The 18,903-nt window shown below is 48.5% G+C and carries 16 protein-coding genes; all 16 read left to right on the top strand.

All coding sequences use genetic code 11. From position 1 onward, the window contains the following. The first annotated feature begins 36 nt into the window (after positions 1–36). The 16 genes from DESPCE1_RS0116890 (at position 37) to DESPCE1_RS0116815 (ending at position 18,802) form a co-directional block, all read left to right on the top strand. Positions 37–1,524 carry a UDP-N-acetylmuramoyl-L-alanyl-D-glutamate--2,6-diaminopimelate ligase gene (locus tag DESPCE1_RS0116890; protein WP_028305612.1) on the top strand — a complete coding sequence of 496 codons (1,488 nt, stop codon included), beginning with the start codon at positions 37–39 and terminating at the stop codon, positions 1,522–1,524. Continuing rightward, positions 1,514–2,980, top strand: coding sequence for a UDP-N-acetylmuramoyl-tripeptide--D-alanyl-D-alanine ligase (gene murF, locus DESPCE1_RS0116885; RefSeq protein ID WP_014795211.1), 1,467 nt, complete (start codon positions 1,514–1,516; stop codon positions 2,978–2,980). Before DESPCE1_RS0116890 ends, murF begins: the two co-directional genes overlap by 11 nt. 22 nt (positions 2,981–3,002) lie before the next feature. Beyond that, positions 3,003–4,010 (top strand): phospho-N-acetylmuramoyl-pentapeptide-transferase, encoded by a 1,008-nt coding sequence (gene mraY, locus DESPCE1_RS0116880; protein WP_014795210.1) that lies wholly within the window; start codon positions 3,003–3,005, stop codon positions 4,008–4,010. 60 nt (positions 4,011–4,070) lie between these two features. Further along, positions 4,071–5,435 (top strand): UDP-N-acetylmuramoyl-L-alanine--D-glutamate ligase, encoded by a 1,365-nt coding sequence (gene murD / locus DESPCE1_RS0116875; RefSeq protein WP_014795209.1) that lies wholly within the window; start codon positions 4,071–4,073, stop codon positions 5,433–5,435. A gap of 23 nt (positions 5,436–5,458) precedes the next feature. Beyond that, on the top strand, positions 5,459–6,553 hold the full coding sequence (spoVE, locus tag DESPCE1_RS0116870; protein ID WP_014795208.1) for a stage V sporulation protein E: 1,095 nt from the start codon (positions 5,459–5,461) through the stop codon (positions 6,551–6,553). A 1,276-nt stretch (positions 6,554–7,829) separates the two neighbouring features. Continuing rightward, positions 7,830–8,939, top strand: a complete 1,110-nt coding sequence (gene murG / locus DESPCE1_RS0116865; RefSeq protein ID WP_019851104.1) for an undecaprenyldiphospho-muramoylpentapeptide beta-N-acetylglucosaminyltransferase — start codon at positions 7,830–7,832, stop codon at positions 8,937–8,939. A 72-nt stretch (positions 8,940–9,011) separates the two neighbouring features. After that, the gene (locus DESPCE1_RS0116860; protein WP_014795206.1) at positions 9,012–9,836 is read left to right on the top strand and encodes a hypothetical protein; all 825 of its coding nucleotides are present in this window, start codon (positions 9,012–9,014) and stop codon (positions 9,834–9,836) included. Further along, a complete protein-coding gene (gene murB / locus DESPCE1_RS0116855; protein ID WP_014795205.1) occupies positions 9,766–10,632 on the top strand; it encodes a UDP-N-acetylmuramate dehydrogenase in 867 nt (288 codons plus the stop codon). Before DESPCE1_RS0116860 ends, murB begins: the two co-directional genes overlap by 71 nt. A 16-nt stretch (positions 10,633–10,648) precedes the next feature. Further along, a complete protein-coding gene (murA, locus tag DESPCE1_RS0116850) occupies positions 10,649–11,908 on the top strand; it encodes a UDP-N-acetylglucosamine 1-carboxyvinyltransferase (RefSeq protein ID WP_019851102.1) in 1,260 nt (419 codons plus the stop codon). Positions 11,909–11,991: 83 nt separating this feature from the next. Next, a complete protein-coding gene (locus tag DESPCE1_RS0116845) occupies positions 11,992–12,717 on the top strand; it encodes a cell division protein FtsQ/DivIB (RefSeq protein ID WP_014795203.1) in 726 nt (241 codons plus the stop codon). A gap of 18 nt (positions 12,718–12,735) precedes the next feature. Continuing rightward, positions 12,736–13,065 carry a small basic family protein gene (locus DESPCE1_RS0116840; RefSeq protein ID WP_014795202.1) on the top strand — a complete coding sequence of 110 codons (330 nt, stop codon included), beginning with the start codon at positions 12,736–12,738 and terminating at the stop codon, positions 13,063–13,065. Between the two features lie 208 nt (positions 13,066–13,273). Then, positions 13,274–14,335, top strand: coding sequence for a cell division protein FtsZ (gene ftsZ / locus DESPCE1_RS0116835; RefSeq protein ID WP_014795201.1), 1,062 nt, complete (start codon positions 13,274–13,276; stop codon positions 14,333–14,335). A gap of 463 nt (positions 14,336–14,798) precedes the next feature. Then, positions 14,799–14,987, top strand: coding sequence for a hypothetical protein (locus DESPCE1_RS23060; RefSeq protein WP_156831330.1), 189 nt, complete (start codon positions 14,799–14,801; stop codon positions 14,985–14,987). Positions 14,988–15,290: 303 nt separating this feature from the next. Further along, the gene (locus DESPCE1_RS0116825) at positions 15,291–16,064 is read left to right on the top strand and encodes a type II toxin-antitoxin system Phd/YefM family antitoxin (protein WP_014795199.1); all 774 of its coding nucleotides are present in this window, start codon (positions 15,291–15,293) and stop codon (positions 16,062–16,064) included. A 406-nt stretch (positions 16,065–16,470) separates the two neighbouring features. After that, positions 16,471–18,060, top strand: a complete 1,590-nt coding sequence (locus DESPCE1_RS0116820; protein WP_019851101.1) for a sensor histidine kinase — start codon at positions 16,471–16,473, stop codon at positions 18,058–18,060. A 46-nt stretch (positions 18,061–18,106) separates the two neighbouring features. Beyond that, positions 18,107–18,802, top strand: coding sequence for a response regulator (locus tag DESPCE1_RS0116815; RefSeq protein WP_019851100.1), 696 nt, complete (start codon positions 18,107–18,109; stop codon positions 18,800–18,802). Positions 18,803–18,903: the final 101 nt, after the last annotated feature.

The following is an 18,903-nucleotide window of genomic DNA, read 5'->3' as shown; positions in this document are numbered from 1 at the left end:
GATTTTAACTGTCTATAATAGAGTTGAAAGGTAGTGATGAGGGTGAAGTCTGTTCGCAAAAGACTCTCAGAAATTATACCCGGAATTGAAATCACGAATACTGTTGGAGATCAAGAAACCCTGATCCAGGGAATGGTTATGGATTCACGCCAGGTTCAACCCGGAGACCTCTATGCTTGTGTACCCGGAATGAATGTTGACGGCCATGATTTTGCGGTCCAAGCCATTGCCAAAGGAGCAGTCGCTTTACTGGTGGAACGGATTCTCCCTCTTGATATTCCTCAACTCCAAGTAAACAATGTGCGGGAGGTGATGGGGTATCTCGCAGCCAATCTTTATGATCACCCTGCCGGCAAACTGGAAGTGGTGGGGGTAACAGGTACTAACGGAAAAACAACAATCACACATCTTGTGGAGCATATTGCCGCAAGGGAAGGAAAAAAGGTGGGCTTAATCGGTACTTTAGGAGCCCGCATCGCGGGAAGAGAGCTGCCGGGAAGCCGGACCACCCCGGAGGCTATTGATCTCCAGAAGCTTCTGAGGGAAATGGTGGACGAAGGGGTTCAATATGCCGTCATGGAAGTCTCTTCCCATGCCTTAGTCTTAGGACGGGTTAAAGGATGTGAATTTGACGCAGGTATTTTCAGCAATTTGACACAAGATCATTTGGATTATCATAAAACAATGGAGGAGTACCTTCAGGCTAAGGCCATACTTTTCAGCGGCCTTACAGGGGCCAAAGAGCCTAAGGTGGGGGTTATCAACGGGGATGACCCGGCTGGGTCGACCTTAATCCGGCTTTCTGCCGCTCCTGTGGTGACCTATGGGGTCAAAGCCGAACATTTGGATTATCGGGCGGAGGACATCCAGTTGACTGCCGATGGGGTGAAATTCACGGTTCGTTTTAAGGGACAATCGGTGCAGGTGGAGTACTCAACTCCTGGAATGTTCAGTGTTTACAATGCTCTGGCGGCTTTTGCCTGGGGAGTGGAGAGCGGAAGAAGTCCCCAACAGGTTCGCGAAGCCCTGGCATCGGTCCTTGGAGTCCCAGGACGCTTTGAAAGCGTGCGGATGGGGCAGCCTTTTCAAGTCATTGTCGATTATGCCCATACTCCGGATGGGCTGGAGAATGTCTGTAAGACAGCTCAGGAGTTTACTCAGGGACGCCTGATTACAGTATTTGGCTGCGGCGGGGATCGGGATAAAGGCAAACGGCCTCAGATGGGAGCCATTGCCGAGGAGCTCAGCGACCATGTGATTGTAACTTCAGATAATCCCCGTACCGAGGATCCCCGGCAGATTATCCGGGACATTTTAGAAGGGATTGAAGGGATCGATTATACCGCTAATGTGAACCGCCGGGAGGCGATCGAATGCGCCTGCCTTCTTGCCAAGGAAGGGGATACAGTGCTGATTGCCGGAAAAGGTCATGAAGATTATCAGATCATCGGCAAAGACGTGTTCCCCTTCGATGATCGGGAAGTAGCTCGGGAAGCCTTAAGGAGGCTCGGTTATGTGGGATAGCCAAAGGATTGCGGATTTGCTCCAAGGGGAATTGCTGGGCGACTTCCGGGTCCAGGCCCGTGGCTGCGCGATCGACAGCCGGGAGGTTAGAGAAGGAAATATCTTCTTTGCCTTATTGGGGGAAAAGGTGGATGGACATGATTATATTGAGGGGGCCTGGGATAAAGGCGCCTCAGTAGTTATTGGCGAGAAAGAGCGGCTGCAGCTTCGCCAGGAAGTCCGGGTTCCTGAGGGTAAAGCCCTTATCCAAGTGGGGTCCGGCCTTATCGCTATGCAAACTTTGGCTCAGGCCTGGCGCAAGGAGCTGGGGGCAAAAGTCGTTGCCATCACAGGGAGCAATGGAAAAACCACGACAAAAGATATGGTTGCGGCGGTATTAGGTGAAAAATACTGTGTGCATAGAAATTTAGAAAATCAAAATAATGAATTGGGTCTTCCTATGACCATTTTGAACGCGACCGAGAATACGGAAGTTCTTATTTTAGAGATGGGCATGCGTGGATTGGGGCAAATCGCTTTTTTATGTGATATAGCCCATCCAGATATCGGTGTAATAACCAACATTGGCACAACCCATATGGAGCTTTTAGGCACACAAGAAAATATCGCACGGGCTAAGTGGGAGTTAATCGAAGCCCTTCCTGAGACAGGGAATGCTGTCCTGAACGGGGAAGATGAGTGGAGTGTGAAACTAGCCAAGCATGACTCTCATCAGGCCTTCTTCTATGGCCTGGAAGGAAAATTCCACAAACCCGATCTGCGGGGAACGGATCTTACTCCCTTCGGCACCCTCGGAACCCGCTTCCAGGCAGAGCTTGAAAAGAACAGTTTTTCTTCAGGGAGCCCTTTGAGTTCGGGGAAAGCTGTGGAAAGGCTGGACACTTTACCGGTTACAGTTCATCTGCCTCTGCCGGGAGAGCACAATGTGCTGGATGCTTTGTCAGCACTTAGTGTAGGAGTTCTCTTGAATGTACCCTTGCAAGAGGGGTGCAAGGGTCTGGCTGCCATGGAGTTATCCAGGATGCGCCTGGAGCTTCATCCGGGAATAGGCAATAGCACCTTAATCAGTGATGTCTATAACGCTAATCCAACATCCATGAAAGCATCCCTGGAAGTATTACGGGAAAGAGGAGGGGTATCCACTCTTGCTATATTAGGAGAGATGTATGAACTCGGGGAAGCCAGCCGGGAGGGGCATTATGAAGTAGGGCAGGCGGTAGCCGACCTGGGAATCTCAGAACTGATCACCGTTGGCATACTTGCTGAGGAGATTGCCCGGGGAGCCCAGGAAAAGGGGTTATCACTCCAAAGGATTCATTCCTTTCCTGACCGCGAGGGGGCTATAAAAAAAGCCCAAGAGATACTTGCGGGTTTAAACCAAGGCACTTGGGTCTTAATCAAAGCCTCTCGTGGTATGAAAATGGAAGAAGTGACAAGGGCACTTCGCAAAGGTTAAGAGTAAAGGAAGGAATTAATCCATGTCAGAACGCATATTTTTGGCTGCTGCTTTAGCGCTGATTATCACTTTAATACTTGGACCATTGATGATTCCCGTTTTACGGGTGTTGAAATTTGGCCAAACTATACGTGAGGAAGGCCCCAAGCGGCATTTAGCTAAGGCTGGAACTCCCACCATGGGTGGCATTATCTTTTTAGTGGGAATTGTGGTTAGTGCTCTGGTCATGGCGGAAAAACCCACGTCTCTGGAAATGGTCATGGTGATTAGTGCCATGCTGGGATATGGTCTTATCGGTTTTATCGATGATTTTATCAAAGTGGTGATGCACCGCTCCTTAGGGCTGAGAGCATACCAAAAGTTAATTGGCCAAATCGCCTTGGCTTTTCTCTTGACCTGGGCAGCCAATCGCTTCCTGGGGCGAGGGACTGATCTTGTTATTCCCTTTACCTCGATTCACTTGGAATTAGGTTTGTTATACTATCCCTTTGTCGCTTTCATTATCGTGGGGATTACCAATGCCGTTAATCTGACGGATGGACTGGACGGTTTAGCGGCAGGTGCTACGACATTCAGTATGCTAAGCTATATCGGTATCGCTTGGCTGGCAGCTTCCCAAGGGGGCAGAGTGGCTATATTAGCCTATGAATCCGATCTTGCTGTCTTTGCGGCAGCTGTAGTCGGGGGTTGTCTGGGCTTTCTTCGTTTTAATAAAAATCCGGCCCGGGTCTTTATGGGTGATACGGGCTCCTTGGCCTTGGGGGGAGCGTTAGTCGGATTAGCTGTGCTAACCAAGACTGAGCTTATTCTCTTGGTTATTGGCGGGGTTTATGTGGTTGAGGCGATTTCCGTGATCTTACAGGTCATTTCCTATCAGACCACGGGTAAGCGAATCTTCCGCATGAGCCCATTGCATCACCATTTTGAACTGGGCGGTTGGAGTGAGCGGAAGGTCGTCATGGTTTTTTGGCTGGCCTCTATTCTTTGCGGTGTCCTTGGGGTAATAGCCTATATGGCTGGAATGTTCTAGGAGCACCGGCTATTATACCGCGATGCATAATCCCTATGACTTTTCCAAGAAGGTGAAAGAATGAATTTGAAAGAAAAAAAAGTACTTGTGGTTGGTGCTGGAAGAAGTGGATTAGCGGCGGTTAAAAGGCTGAAGGCCCTAGGCGCACGAGTCACCTTAACAGATCAACAGGAGCCGGGCCAACTCAGCGGCATCTCAGAATTGGGCTTGCAGGATGGACAACTTGTTTTGGGTCATATCCCTCAATGGCATGAAGTAGAAGCTGAAGTGATTGTCCTCTCACCAGGAGTGTCCCCAAAACTTCCTTTTATTCAAGAAGGGATTGCTCAAGGTGCTTTGATTTGGAGTGAAGTGGAGCTTGCCCTGAGGGATCACCCGGCTTTCAAGATCGGGGTGACGGGAACCAATGGGAAAACCACCACCACGACATTGATTGGAGAACTGGCCAAACGGACTGGAAAACCCACTCTGGTCGCCGGCAATATCGGTGTTGCCTTAAGCGATCAGGTAGAGGAACTAGGTGAGGAAGGTATTATTGTTGCTGAACTTTCCAGTTTTCAGTTGGAACTGGTGGACAGTCTGCGTATGAACGTGGGGATTCTCCTCAATGTTACCCCTGACCATTTGGATCGCCATGGAACCTTAGAGAATTATCTGGCAGCCAAAACCCGGATATTTGAGAATCAGAGACAATCAGATTGTGCCATTTTAAATTGGGATGATGACAAGGTTCGTGAACTGGCTCCTCATTTAAAAGCCAGGGTGGTCTTCTTTAGTCCCACTTCCCTTTTGGAAGAGGGATATGGAGTTCGAGGGGATGAGATCGTTCTCGCCGAAGGGGGGGGAATCACTCCCATCATCAGTCGGGGTGAACTTCAGTTAAGGGGTAATCATAATTTGGAAAATATTATGGCTTCTATCGCTGCTGTAAGGGAGCTGGGACTTTCTTGGGAGGAAATCTCTGAAGGTTTACGGGAGTTTAAAGGGGTTGAGCACCGCCAGGAAGTGGTAGGGACCTATGAGGGGATACTTTTTATTAACGACTCGAAAGGAACCAATCCTGACGCAGCGGAGAAGGCCTTATATGCCTTTGAGGAACCGATCATTCTCATTGCCGGGGGTAAAAACAAAGGCCTGGATTTCCATGATTTTATGAGAACGGTTAAGAAACAGGTGAAAAGCCTTGTACTTGTCGGATCGGCGGCGGTAGAGATGGAGGAAGCGGCCAAAGATGTAGGAATTCAGGATTACATACGGGCTAAGACCTTTGAAGAGGCTGTGGAGCTTGCTATTGCTGAAGGGGAGCCTGGGGATGTGGTTCTCCTCTCGCCGGCTTGTACAAGTTGGGATATGTTTAAGAGTTATGAAGAAAGAGGGGAATTCTTTAAGGAGTTAGTGCGTAGGCATTATAGGGAACCCATTTAAATTTTCAAAGGGGGAACTAGACAATGCCAAGACGCCGTCGCCCTGATCTGGTCTTACTCGGAGCAATCCTGGCGCTCCTTACGATAGGAATCGTAATGGTGTACAGTTCCAGCGCCGTTAAAGGATATGTGATGTATGACGATCCCTATCACTTTCTGAAAATGGAGGTGATGTGGGTTGTCTTCGGATTAGTGGCGATGGTTCTGGCCATGAACCTGGATTTGAACCTTTTGCGCCGCTGGGCAAAGCCTGCCCTTCTTATCGCCATTGTCTTATTGATTATGGTTAAAATTCCCGGGATCGGGCGTAGAGTAAATGGTGCTGACCGCTGGATTGGTCTTGGACCTTTATCCATTCAGCCTTCTGAAGTGATTAAACTGGCCATGGTTTTGGTCATGGCCAGCATATTAGCCATTGATCCTCATAAGATTAAGTCCTTTCGGCGTGGTCTACTTCCCGTGTTGGGGCTTTTAGGCCTTGTAGCGGGGCTGATTATGCTCCAGCCTGATTTGGGAACAACCCTTGTTATCGCCGGGACGACTTTCTTTATGCTCATTGCCGCAGGTGCCAGAGCAAGCCATATTATTGCTTTAGGATGCTCTGGTGTGGGTTTGGTTGTTGCCGCTATTGCAGCGGAACCCTATCGGATGAATCGCATCTTCGCCTTTCTGGATCCTTGGGTGGACCCCTCGGGAAAGGGATATCAAACGATTCAGGCCTTGCTCGCTCTGGGGCCGGGTGGGCTTTTTGGCTTAGGTCTTGGGCAAAGCAAGCAGAAATTTCTCTATCTCCCGGAGAATCACACGGATTTTATCTTCGCTATGATCGGGGAGGAACTGGGCTTTGTAGGAGCCACCATCGTGATTCTGCTTTTTTTTCTACTGGCCTGGCGAGGCTTCCGAGTGGCTATGGGGGCGCCGGATGCCTTCACTGGCTTTCTGGCGGTGGGGCTTACGGGGATGGTGTGCATACAGGCTATGATTAATATGGGTGTTGTCAGCGGAGTGCTTCCTGTTACGGGAATAACCCTACCCTTCCTGAGCTATGGAGGGACGTCCCTGGTCTTTACCATGCTGGGGGTGGGGGTGCTTTTGAATATTTCGCGGGAGTCGCGGTAGGGTCGCTTTGGGCAGGTTTGCAGAGTTTGTGCAAGAGGAGCTTCGCAGGAAGTTGTGCAAGAGAGTTGCGTTACAGACGCTCAGTAATTACGTTCGCAGAGCAAACTAAGGGCTAAGCTGCTTTCCGCAAGTGGCGGGATGCCGCCCTAAATCGCTCCTGCTCAATAGGGCGCGGGTCACGTCCGTGTGACCCGTCCTGCTGTCTGGGGTGCAGTTTAGCCCAAGTTTGCTGACTGCTCCCGTAAAAACCTCGCTTACTGTAATCGCAACTCGCTTCGCAGGATAAGGTGGCTGGGGAGTGGGGTCTTGCTGGGTAGGGCTTCGCTGGAAGTTGTGCAAGGGAGTTGCGTTACAGACGCTCGGGGTTACGGTCGCAGAGCAAACCAAGGGCTCAACTGCTTTTTGCATGTAGCGGGATGCCCGCCTAAATCGCTCCTGCTCTGTAGGCGGCGGGTCACGTCCCTGTGACCCGTCCCGCAGTCTGGGGTGCAGTTCAGCCCAAGTTTGCTGACTGCTCCCGTAAAAACCTCGCTTACTGTAATCGCAACTCGCTTCGCAGGATAAGGTGGCTGGGAGTGGGTCTTGCTGGGTAGGGCTTCGCAAGAAATTGTGCAAGGGAGTTGCGTTACAGACGCTCGGGGGTTACGGTCGCAGAGCAAACCAAGGGCTCAACTGCTTTTTGCATGTAGCGGGATGCCCGCCTAAATCGCTCCTGCTCTGTAGGCGGCGGGTCACGTCCCTGTGACCCGTCCCGCAGTCTGGGGTGTAGTTCAGCCCAAGTTTGCTGACTGCTCCCGTAAAAACCTCGCTTACCGTAATCGCAACTCGCTTCGCAGATGAGACCGGCTGGGGAGAGTCTCAAGAAGCACGCCTACACATATACTTATAAGTGAGACCCAAGGATTTTGCTAGACACAGGGAACGCCTTCAAAGCAAGCGGAAACCAATCTTCGCGAAAAGACTGCAGCGGAGTCGGGTTGGAAACAGGACGTTTCCAACCAGCCATTGAGAACAAGTGCGAAAGCAGTGCTTTCGAGGAGCGAATTGGCTGGGCACCCGACGGAGCGGAGGTCTTGAGCGATTAGATTGGTCCGCGCAGCTTATAGAGTGACCGCGTAAAGCAAAATCCTGGAGACCATCACTTCAAAGCAATGCCTGAAAAACGAAAGAAATGCCTGAAATACGAAAGTAATACCCAAAACAGGCTAATAAAACACCGCGAAAAACACTTAAGCAATCCAGATAAACTCACCAAAGACGAAGGGAGCTGAATTCCATGCGCGTGATTGTAACAGGTGGAGGAACGGGGGGCCATATCTATCCGGCTCTTGCCATCGCCAAGGGGATTCTCGCCCACCAACCGGATGCTGAAATTCTTTACATAGGTACTCGGGAAGGGATGGAAGCGCGCCTGGTTCCTGAAGCCGGGATTGAATTTGCAGGGGTTTCCGGACAAGGGCTCCCCCGCAAACTCAGCCTGGAGACCCTCAAGGTCGGGGGAAAGAGCTTCAAAGCTCTGTGGGAGACCAAACAAATTCTCAAAAAGTTCAAACCGGATCTTGTGGTAGGAACGGGGGGATATGTATCGGGGCCGGTGGTTTTGACAGCGGCCTTATTTGGGATTCCGACATTGCTTCATGAGCAGAACGCCCTTCCAGGAATTACCAACAAGATTCTTACCCGTTTTGTGCGTAAAGTCATGGTAACCTTTCCGGAGAGCATTGCTCATTTTGGCGTAGGCCAGAAGTTGATTTTGACGGGCTTGCCGGTTCGTCCTGAGATAGGGAGACTATCCCGGAAGAAGGGGGCGGAATGTTTAGGATTGCGCTCTGATTGTTTGACTCTCCTTGTAACAGGGGGAAGCCGGGGTGCCCGCAGTATCAATCAAGCCATGCCTACAGTGCTTAAGCATTTGGCAGGCAGAAGAGATGTCCAAGTAATTTGGGCCACCGGCAAGGCTACCTATCAGGAAACCCTGGAGAGTTTAAAGGCCCAGGGGATTCAGTGGCAAAGAGAAAATTGGCGGGTGCTTGAATACCTGAAAGATATGCCTGAAGCGTTGGCTTGTGCCGATCTGTTTGTGGGGCGAGCCGGTGCAACGACCTTAGCTGAGATCATGGTGGCGGGTAAACCGGGGCTTCTTATACCTTATCCTTTTGCAGCTGAAAACCATCAGGAGTTTAATGCCCGGGCTTTAGAGAAAGAGGGCGCCGCCCGTGTTATTCTGGATAAAGATTTAACCGGTGATAAGCTCTGGGCGTTGGTAAAAGAACTTACTGAAAAGCCTGAAAAGCTGCAAAAGATGGCTCAGGCTGCACAGGGTCTGGGCCAGCCTGATGCACTCAATAAGATCGTCAAAGTCTGCATGGATACGGCATGGAAATAATCCTCTCCCTTTCACACCTTCTGACTGGGCTGCATAACATATGACAGTCAGAAAGAAGGGAGTGGGTTTGCTTTGTGGCCAAAGCGGAAAATATTACTTCTCGTTCCCCAAAATAGGGATGGATGGCAAGGAATTCTTTCTCTGTTGAATGTCCTACATAGAGATGTTATAGTCAGAGAAACATCACCTGAAGCCATAGTTGATTGGGCAGATAGAACAATCCCGGGTCTGGAGGAGGAACTGTATGATGTATCCGATGTGGGACCCACAGAAATTTTCTATTGGCCTGGTATCCCTCAGGAGGATCCTTACCGACAATGGGGCCTCTCCCGGGGACTTATCCAAACGGAGCTTACAGAATTCCTACATAGGTATTGGGAAGAAGAAATTGTACTTCCGGTGAATCCAAAGTTAGGTGATAATGAACCTTTTTTGTGGAGAATATTAGACTGTGCCGGGTTTGAGCCTTCATTATTGTGGCAGACCAAGGAAGGTCAATGGGAGGCTCGCATCAATAACGGCCTTCATTGGATCATCCCTGAAAGCTGGTTTACAGAGTGTTGGGGCCATGAGATGTTTGGGCGCCGCCCGAAGCTGGTTCTAGCCGAAAGCTGTTGGGTTCGTCAGGGGGATCAGGTGGAGTTCTATTCCGATAAAGACCGATTCGAGTATCTGGGGGAAATTACCCCTTGTGCGGATAAAGCTCTGGATGATGCTGTGTATACAGTAATGCTTCAAGCACTCCAACTCGGGGTTCCCTGGAGAAGTATTCGGCGTGCCTATGATATGATGAACATAAGGTGGTATACCAATGATATGGCAAGGGATGAGTGGACAGGTCGAGCACCGGTACCCTCTGAAGAAATTGAATACCTGGCGGATAGGGGGGTTGGCTGAAACCGTCTGTTGGCCGGAAAATGAGGAAGAGCTCAGGGAGATTTGGCTTAAATGTCAGGAACAAGGAATACCTTTTCGTTTATTTGGCCGGGGCTCCAATGTTCTGTTTCCGGATGAAGGATTAACCGGGGTAACAGTGATTAGCACGGGCCTAGCTCAGTCCGCATGGGACTCTGAACGAGTCAGAGTGGGGGCGGGATACTCTTTGGCCCGGCTATCTCAAGAAGCTGCGGATCGCGGCTTGACCGGATTGGAGTTTGCCCGGGGAATTCCGGGCACAGTGGGTGGAGCTGTCGTTATGAATGCAGGAGCTCATGGAGGAAGCATCCAGGATATCCTGGAGGAGGTCAAAATTCTCACTCCACAGGGAGAATTGCAGCGACTTGCTAAACAAGAGATACAGTTCGGCTATAGAGAGTGTTCCTTACGGGACCAGGTCATCATCCTGGAGGGGATTTTTTGCCTAAAATCCGGAGATCCGGATGTGATTCAGGCAACTATGAGTGAGAACCTGGCTAAGCGAAAAGCTGCCCAGCCCTTAGAACTGCCCAATGCAGGAAGTGTGTTTCGGAATCCTCCCGGAGATTCGGCTGGACGTTTAATCGAGAAAGCCGGTTGGAAGGGAAAGAGATTAGGTGGGGCTCAGGTATCCTTAAAGCATGGGAATTTTATAGTGAACCAAGGAGATGCTACAGCCCACGATGTATTAGCCTTGATACGAGAGATTCAAAAGGATGTTCATCATCAATTCGGCGTTGAGTTAAAGACTGAGGTGCGGTATATCCCACCCAGCTAAGAGGGAGGAATCTTTCATGGCGATGGATCGGTATGTCATTACCGGAAAACAACAGTTGGAAGGTAGACTGCGCAATAGTGGAGCTAAAAACGCATCCTTACCTTTATTGGCAGCTTCTTTGCTGGTTTCGGGAAAGACCACTTTATTGGACATTCCCCATTTAGCAGATATCGGGAATATGATCGAAGTGCTTGAATACCTAGGTGCTCGTGTGGATGCTCAGCAAGAAGCCTTACTTGTAGATGCTTCAGACCTGGCCCGCTGTGAAGTGGATGAAGGGCTTATGCGTCAAATGAGAGCCTCCAATCTCATCCTAGGTCCCATCCTGGCTCGTAATGGCCGGGTGCGGATATCCAAACCGGGTGGATGTGCCATTGGCTCACGGCCCATGGATCAACATATCAAAGGACTGCAGGAATTGGGTGTCAAGGTCAAGGAAAAGCATGGCTATATCGAGGCTTGGGCGGATCAGCTCAAAGGGGCTAAAATCTATTTGGATCTCCCCAGTGTAGGAGCCACAGAAAATCTCATGATGACAGCTGTCCTTGCCAAAGGAACCACCACCATCTATAATGCAGCCAGGGAACCGGAGATTATCGATCTTCAGAATTTCCTTAACAAGATGGGGGCGAAAATCCGCGGTGCAGGAATGGATGTCCTGCGCATCGAGGGAGTGAGCAAGCTCTATCCTGTGGAGCATACGGTGATACCCGACCGGATCGAAGCGGGAACCCATATGGTAGCCGCTGTCATGACCCAAGGGGATATTGAAATCAGCAATGTGATTCCTGAGCATTTGGAACCTGTGACGGCTAAACTCCTTCAAGCAGGAGCGGAGATCATCATTGGGGATGACACTATTCGGGTCAAGGGCAATAGGAGAATTAAGGGAGTGGATTGCAAAACCATGCCTCATCCCGGTTTTCCAACGGATATGCAGCCTCAATTCATGGCGCTGCTCTCTACGGCTGAGGGAACCAGCGTTATTACTGAAACCATCTTTGAAAACCGTTTTCAGCATGTGGATGAACTTCGCCGCATGGGAGCCCAAATTACTGTGGAGGGGAGAACGGCTATTATCCGCGGTGTGGAAAGTCTGGAGGGCGCTTTTGTTGAGGCTACGGACCTGCGGGCGGGAGCTGCTCTTTTCCTGGCGGCCTTAGCTGCGGAAGAAGCAACTGTGCTGGAAAAAGTAGGGCATATAGATCGTGGCTACGATAATCTGGAGGAAAAATACCGCAGTGTGGGTGCCAAGCTAAAGCGGGTTAAATCCTAGAGTGTTGAAATCAAGGGCTTTTGAAAAGAAAGACATGACAGAGAGGATGGTATTCGATATACTGAGAGCTGGGGGGCGTGACCATGGAGCCTAGGAAATCGACTACATCCTTTCTCTATATTTCAATACTTCTTATACTATCCGTTGTAGGGATAAGCTTTTTTTTACAGTCCAGCTATTTTAACATTGAAGCAATAAGCATTGAGGGGCTAAAAGAAATCCCTCTCAATGAAATTGAACGTTTGACTACGGATGTAACAGGACAAAATCTTATTATGTTGGATCAAAGACAGCTTGAACAAAAGGTTCTGCTTCACCCTCTGGTGGAGTCGGTAGAATTTAAAAAGAAGTTCCCCAACCGCTTGGTTCTGGAGGTCAAGGAGCGTACTCCTGTAGCTCTGGTGCTTGTCAACTCAGGGGTAGTTGAGGTGGATGGCAAAGGGATTTATCTCCGTCGTCTGGAGGGATGGCCAGAGCAAAGCTATCCGGTTATCAATGGGGTGGCCCTTCCTGATACAGCAGGTCCCGGGCAGGAATTGGATCTCCCCGGACTTAGGGCGGCCCTTACTTTGCTAGGACAAGCTCCTCAGGAGTTAGAGCCTTGGATCGGAGAAATCTACGTTAATCCTATCCAACAGATGATCCTTTTTTTGACGGATGGAGTGGAAGTCCGTTTAGGCAAGGCCGATGCCTGGACAGAAAAACTTAAGTCCCTTTATACCCTGATCAATGATGAGGGGTATAAGTCCTTTAAGAATGGGGTAAGGTATATCGACTTTACAGCTGCTAAGCCTGTTATCGGCCGTTGATGAGGAGGAATTTCTTACATGTGGTTACCGTTTTTAGGTCTGATTCTTGGACTGGCTATCGGCTGGTTCAGCCCGTTTTCCGTGCCGGTTGAGTACTCAAAGTACCTCTCAGTGGCTATTTTAGCGGCTCTGGACTCTGTATTGGGGGGTATTCGTGCTAACCAGGAAAACCATTTTGACTCTGTCGTTTTTCTTTCGGGTTTCTTTACCAACATTTTGCTGGCCGGAATCCTTGCTTATGTGGGAGACCGAATTGGGGTGGACCTATTTCTGGCAGCTGTGGTGGCGTTTGGAGTCCGATTGTTTAATAACTTAGCTATTATTCGCAGGCATTTGATTAAAAGATAGAGATTGAGAACGATAAAAGGATTTCTTGGCGATAATCTGTGAACATTTGGGTTTATGGATAATATTTCATGTTAAAAAAATTAAAGTGAAAAGAAGGATAATATGCCTGTCCATAGAATTTATCACTGGTATGAGACTGTTTTGAACTGCGGGGTTGTATATGAGGGATAAAAGGTTTTTTAATATAAGCGAGGGGGTCGTCAGCTAAATGCTTGAATTCGATATGGACTTTAATCAATTCGCTCAGATTAAGGTGATTGGGGTCGGCGGCGGGGGAAACAACGCTGTCAACCGCATGATTACGGCAGGTTTAAAAGGTGTGGATTTTGTAGCGGTGAATACCGATGCTCAGGCGATCAACCTCTCGCGGGCCGGACAGAAGGTCCAAATTGGCAATAAATTAACTAAAGGCCTTGGTGCAGGAGCTAATCCTGAAGTCGGCTCAAAAGCGGCTGAAGAAAGCCGGGAAGAATTAATTAGTGTCCTGAAAGGTGCCGATATGGTCTTTGTCACTGCCGGAATGGGCGGAGGTACTGGAACCGGGGCGGCCCCTATTGTAGCTGAAATCGCTAAGGAATTAGGTGCTCTGACGGTTGGAGTGGTGACACGTCCCTTTTCTTTTGAGGGCAGAAAGCGGGCCATGCAGGCTGAAAAAGGGATCGCTGAGCTCAAAAGCAAAGTCGATACCTTGATCACGATTCCCAACGATCGCTTGCTTCAAGTCGTGGACAAACATACCGCTCTTCATGAAGCCTTCCGGATCGCCGATGATGTATTGCGTCAAGGGGTTCAGGGGATTTCGGATTTGATTGCCGTTCCCGGACTGATTAATTTGGATTTTGCCGATGTGAAGACCATTATGCGCAACACCGGTTCAGCCTTGATGGGAATCGGCGGGGCGACGGGTGAGAATAGAGCGGCGGATGCGGCGCGGAAAGCTATTTCCAGTCCTTTGCTTGAGACCTCCATTGAAGGGGCTCAAGGGGTTCTGCTGAATATCACCGGAGGTCAGAATCTGACCTTGTTTGAAGTCAATGAGGCCTCTGAGATCATTGCTGAAGCCGCAGATCCTGAAGCTAATATTATTTTTGGTGCAGTGATCGATGAAAGCCTGAAGGAAGAGATTCGGGTGACGGTCATTGCTACCGGATTTGACCAACAAAAGTCCGCTACCAGTACCTTAAGAGGAAGTGCCAATGAAGCGATTCGCCCTGTAGCGGCAACATCTGAGGATCTTGATATTCCGGAGTTCTTACGTCGCAGACGTTAATTAATTTAATGAAATACATTGAAGCCAGGCTTTGATTGCTTAATGAGTATGCAAAGCCTGGCCTTTTATTATTGGCTCTCCAGGTCTTTTTCGGGGCAGGGTCGGCCTCCATGCCGTGCAGTAGCACATTTGCCGCAGCACAAGAAAAGGATGAAAAGTTTTTGCTCGGGTTGTGTAGCTTTACGCACAACGCGAACTCCATAGCTCCGGGGCTGGTTAACTCGCTTTCTTAACAGCTCCGCCAAACCTCCAGGTAATACTTGATGTGAACCGGTGGCTCCGCAACGTTAAGAAAGCCTCGTTAACCTGACCGCCCCTCCGCTTAAAGAAAGCTTGGCTTATGGTGAGTGAAGCGAAGCAGAAGCCTTAGCTGCCTTATACACAGTGAAATCCGTCCGCTTTTGTGCGTAAAGCTACGCTTGCGGGTCCCTTTTCAGCATTTTTTTTGGGGTCCTGGGGCCTTTTGCGAGGATTTTCCGGGGTTATCTTCAGGCATTTTCCCAGAGTAGCCGACTATGCCGCTCAAGCGGCGGTAAAGACGGAAAAAGCGGCTCGGGGCAGGCAACTTGCCCAGCATTTCTCACAACGCCCCGCCTGCTCAAACTCGAAAAACAGCCCAGGGATTTTGATTTACAGCAGAGAACGGATTTAAGCGAGCGGAAACAAAATTTCGCGAAAAGCACGCAGCGGAGAAAGGTTGGAAACAGGATGTTTCCAACCCGCCATTGAGCAGGAGCGATTTGGCGGGGCACCTTTCGGAGTGGAGGGCTTAAGCGTTAGTTTTGTCCGCGCAGCTTATGGAGCGAACGGTGTAAATCAAAATCCTGGAGAATCAGCTTTCAGAGCTTTCCGGAGTTTTTTCGGAGCAGGCTGCACTGTAAGTGGTTATCTTGCGTGCGAACAGTTGATAAAAATCGTACGATGATATACAATTATCGTACGAGGTGAGAATAAAATGGACGATAAGAAAGAAGGAAATACGAAAAAGGCGAGCGACGCGATTACAGCCACGGAGCTTAAAAGCAATCTGGGAATGTACTTGGATTATGTTATGAACGAAAATGAGGAAGTGGTGATCACCAAAAACGGCAAAAAAGCTGTGCGTCTTACCCCTTACATCACAGATGCCGACCGTTATTTCCTCATGAAAGAAAAGGCCCTGGACTACCAGTACGGCGGCAAAAAGGTCTCCTATGATGAATTTATGGAGATTTATGAGAAAAGCGAGCTGCGCATGGAATTTATCAATGGGGAAATCGTGCTGTTAAGTTCGCCAAGCACCCTTCATCAGGAAATCTCGGGAAACTTGCATGTTGAGTTTAAAGGGTATCTTAAAGGGAAACCCTGCAAGGTGTTCTATGCCCCTTTCGATGTGCATTTCCGCAAAGAGGGGTTCAAAGATCCCGATGTGATGCAGCCGGACTTGTTCATTGCCTGCGATGTGGCTGAGACCACCAATGAAAAAGGGCGCTATATGGGCACGCCGGTTCTGGTGGTGGAGATTCTCTCCCCCAGCACCCGTTCCAGGGATATGGTGGATAAGCTGAACACCTTTATGATTTCCGGGGTCCGGGAGTTCTGGATTGTCGATCCTGTCCAGGAAATTGTTCTGGTTTATGGCTTTAAAGACTTGGATATTGATCATTTTATGACCTACCGGAAACAGGACGCGGTTCGGTCCTGCTGGTTTCCTGATCTGGAGATTGTGGGGACTGAAATCTTCCCTTAAACCCTTGAAACGAACTTTGGCAACAGCGTGTTCTCCAATGAGATGGTCTGAAGCGACCGATTGGAGGGCATGCTGTTTTTGTCCATGGGCATGATTCTTGAAAGGGAGATGGACTGATTAGGACGATATTATCATAAAAGGCTTGCCGAAGAGCACAAGATCGTCATAGTACTCTTTGTTTAGAGCAAATTAACGCTTTTATTATATTTGGAAAATTCAAATAATTCTTTGACACTAACACTATTCGGCGTTATGATGATAATGTCGTGTGCTCCTTTTTCCCTCCATAGTGGACATAGACAGCAAAGGACATAATTTCTGCGCAATTGGTCGGCAGCAATATTATGAAATAAAGAATCAAGCCAATGAATCAAATTGATTCATCAGCCGGAGGGGGAGTAAGCGGTTGAAAATCCTCCACCTAAAATTAGGGACTAAAATCGCAATGCTCTCATTCCTGCTCGTTCTTTTATCCGTTTTTCTGGCAGGAGTGATTATTGTCAACCAAATTTCGGATAAGATGGAGAAAGAAATAGGACATCGAGCGATGGCTATTGCCCGAACGGTTGCCCAGTTAAGTGAGGTACAAGAAAATCTTAGCAAGTCTGAGGGTTCGAAAGTAATTCAACCTCTTGCCGAACGGATCCGTCTGGCCACAGGGGTTGAATATATCGTAATTTTTAATATGGAAAAGACAAGATATTCTCATCCTTATTTAGATCGCATTGGCACTGTCTTTAACGATGGAGATGAAGAGCTTTCTTTACAAAGAAAGGAATATCTCTCCCAAGCTGTAGGAGTACTGGGACCGTCGATTCGTGCTTTTGTACCTGTCCTGGCTGATGAAGGGACCCGTCAGGTAGGGGTTGTTGCGGTTGGAATTCTTGTACCTACCATCCGGGAAATCATCAGTACCATCAAAACTGAACTCTATTCTTCGATTCTGATAGGGTTAATTCTGGGGGGACTGGGTTCATTTTATTTGGCCAGCAATATTAAGAAGAATATGTTTTCCCTTGAACCCAACGAGATCGCGCGGATGCTGGAAGAAAGAGTGGCAATTTTCCAGGCTATGGATGATGGGGTTGTAGCCCTTGATATAGAGAACCGCATTACTGTAATTAATGAAAAAGCGTGCCGGATTGTAGGAATTTCTGAAAAGGAGGTAGGATGCCGCTTAAAAGAACTTCCTGCCTTTAATGCCTTAAACGATTTATTGGTGGCAAATGATCCTACGGAGACCACAGAGCTTATCTTAAATAATACTTGGGTTTTCGTGGATTTTTTGCCGGTCAGAGTCAAGGAGCAGATAGTTGGAAGGGTCATCACCCTTAAAGAAAAAACTGAAGTACGCAAAATGGCGGAGGAATTAACTGGAGTAAAAACCTTTATTGAAGCGCTGAGGGTACAGAATCATGAATCCCTGAATAAATTGCATACCATTGCCGGGTTGATACAGTTAGGGAAAGCTGATCAAGCCATGGATTATATTTATAGAGTGACTGAGGAGCAACAGGAGGTTACAAGATTCCTGAGCAGTAAGATTAGGTACCCTAACGTTGCAGGCTTGCTCTTAGGAAAGTATAATCGCGGCAAAGAGCTGAAAGTCGATGTTTTATTTGATCCGGACTCGAATTTGAGTGAATTGCCGGAGGGCTTTGACAGCAGCACGTTGACCATTATTCTGGGAAATTTACTGGAGAATGCCATGGAAGCGGTGGTGGGAAGTAAGTTAAGCGAAGTGCACTGTCGGATTAAGTATGAACACCATGAATTGGTATTGAGTGTAGAGGATACCGGGCCGGGGATTTCCTCAGAAAATCAAGCAAAAATTTATCAATGGGGATTTTCAACCAAAGGGAATGGCAATAGGGGAATTGGCCTATCACTGGTTAAGCAGACAGTAGATTTGTTAGGTGGGACCATAGAGCTGGAGTCGGGTAAATGGGGGACACGTTTTGGGGTTAGAATTCCATTGAATAAAATTCAAGCGTGATCACACTGAGGTCTTTTAGGAGAGGTTCAAAAGGAGGCCATAATCAATGAATCTGATTGACTTGATCCTAGTTGAAGACGATCCGATGGTAATGGAAGTAAATGAAGGGTTTATAAAGAGAATTGGAGGGTTTCGAATTTGTGGTAAAGCCAGAACCGGAAAAAAAGCGTTGGAAATTATTCGGAATTTGAGACCGCGTTTAGTAATTCTCGATATCTATTTACCGGACCTCAACGGAATTCAAATCCTTAAAGAGATCCGCCAACTGGGTATACCTACCGATATCATCCTGATTACAGCGGCCCAGGACGTGGCAACGGTCCAGGCTGGGCTGCGCTTCGGTGTGGTGGATTACATTATCAAACCTTTTAAATATGAGCGAATCCATACTGCACTCAACAATTATTACTCCTACGCAGAGCAGCTGCAAGATCGCTGGGAGATAAATCAGGAGGATTTGGACCGTTTGATCAAAATTTATCCCCATCAGGATACCCTTGCCAATAGAAGTCGGGAAGAGTTACCCAAAGGCTTGCGCGAAATTACCTTGCAGCAAGTTTATAATTTTCTTAAAGAAACCCCGATCGGACTATCGGCAGAGGAAGTGGCGGAAGGGGTTGGGCTGGCGCGGGTAACAGCCCGCAGATACCTGGAATATCTTGAAAAAATGGACCGGGTATTATTGGAAACTCAATATGGGGCAGTGGGCAGGCCCATCAACAAATATAAAATTGTACTTTAGGGTGCATTTTTTTATTTTTACAGACCAATAAGACCATAAATATCAAAAGGACCAAAAGGTTGTTAATTATCAGAAAATATAATAAATTAACAATATTCAGA

Origin of the sequence: Desulfitobacterium sp. PCE1 (assembly GCF_000384015.1) — a bacterium.
Taxonomy (GTDB): domain Bacteria; phylum Bacillota; class Desulfitobacteriia; order Desulfitobacteriales; family Desulfitobacteriaceae; genus Desulfitobacterium; species Desulfitobacterium dehalogenans.
This window is presented reverse-complemented; position numbering and strand designations above follow the sequence as displayed.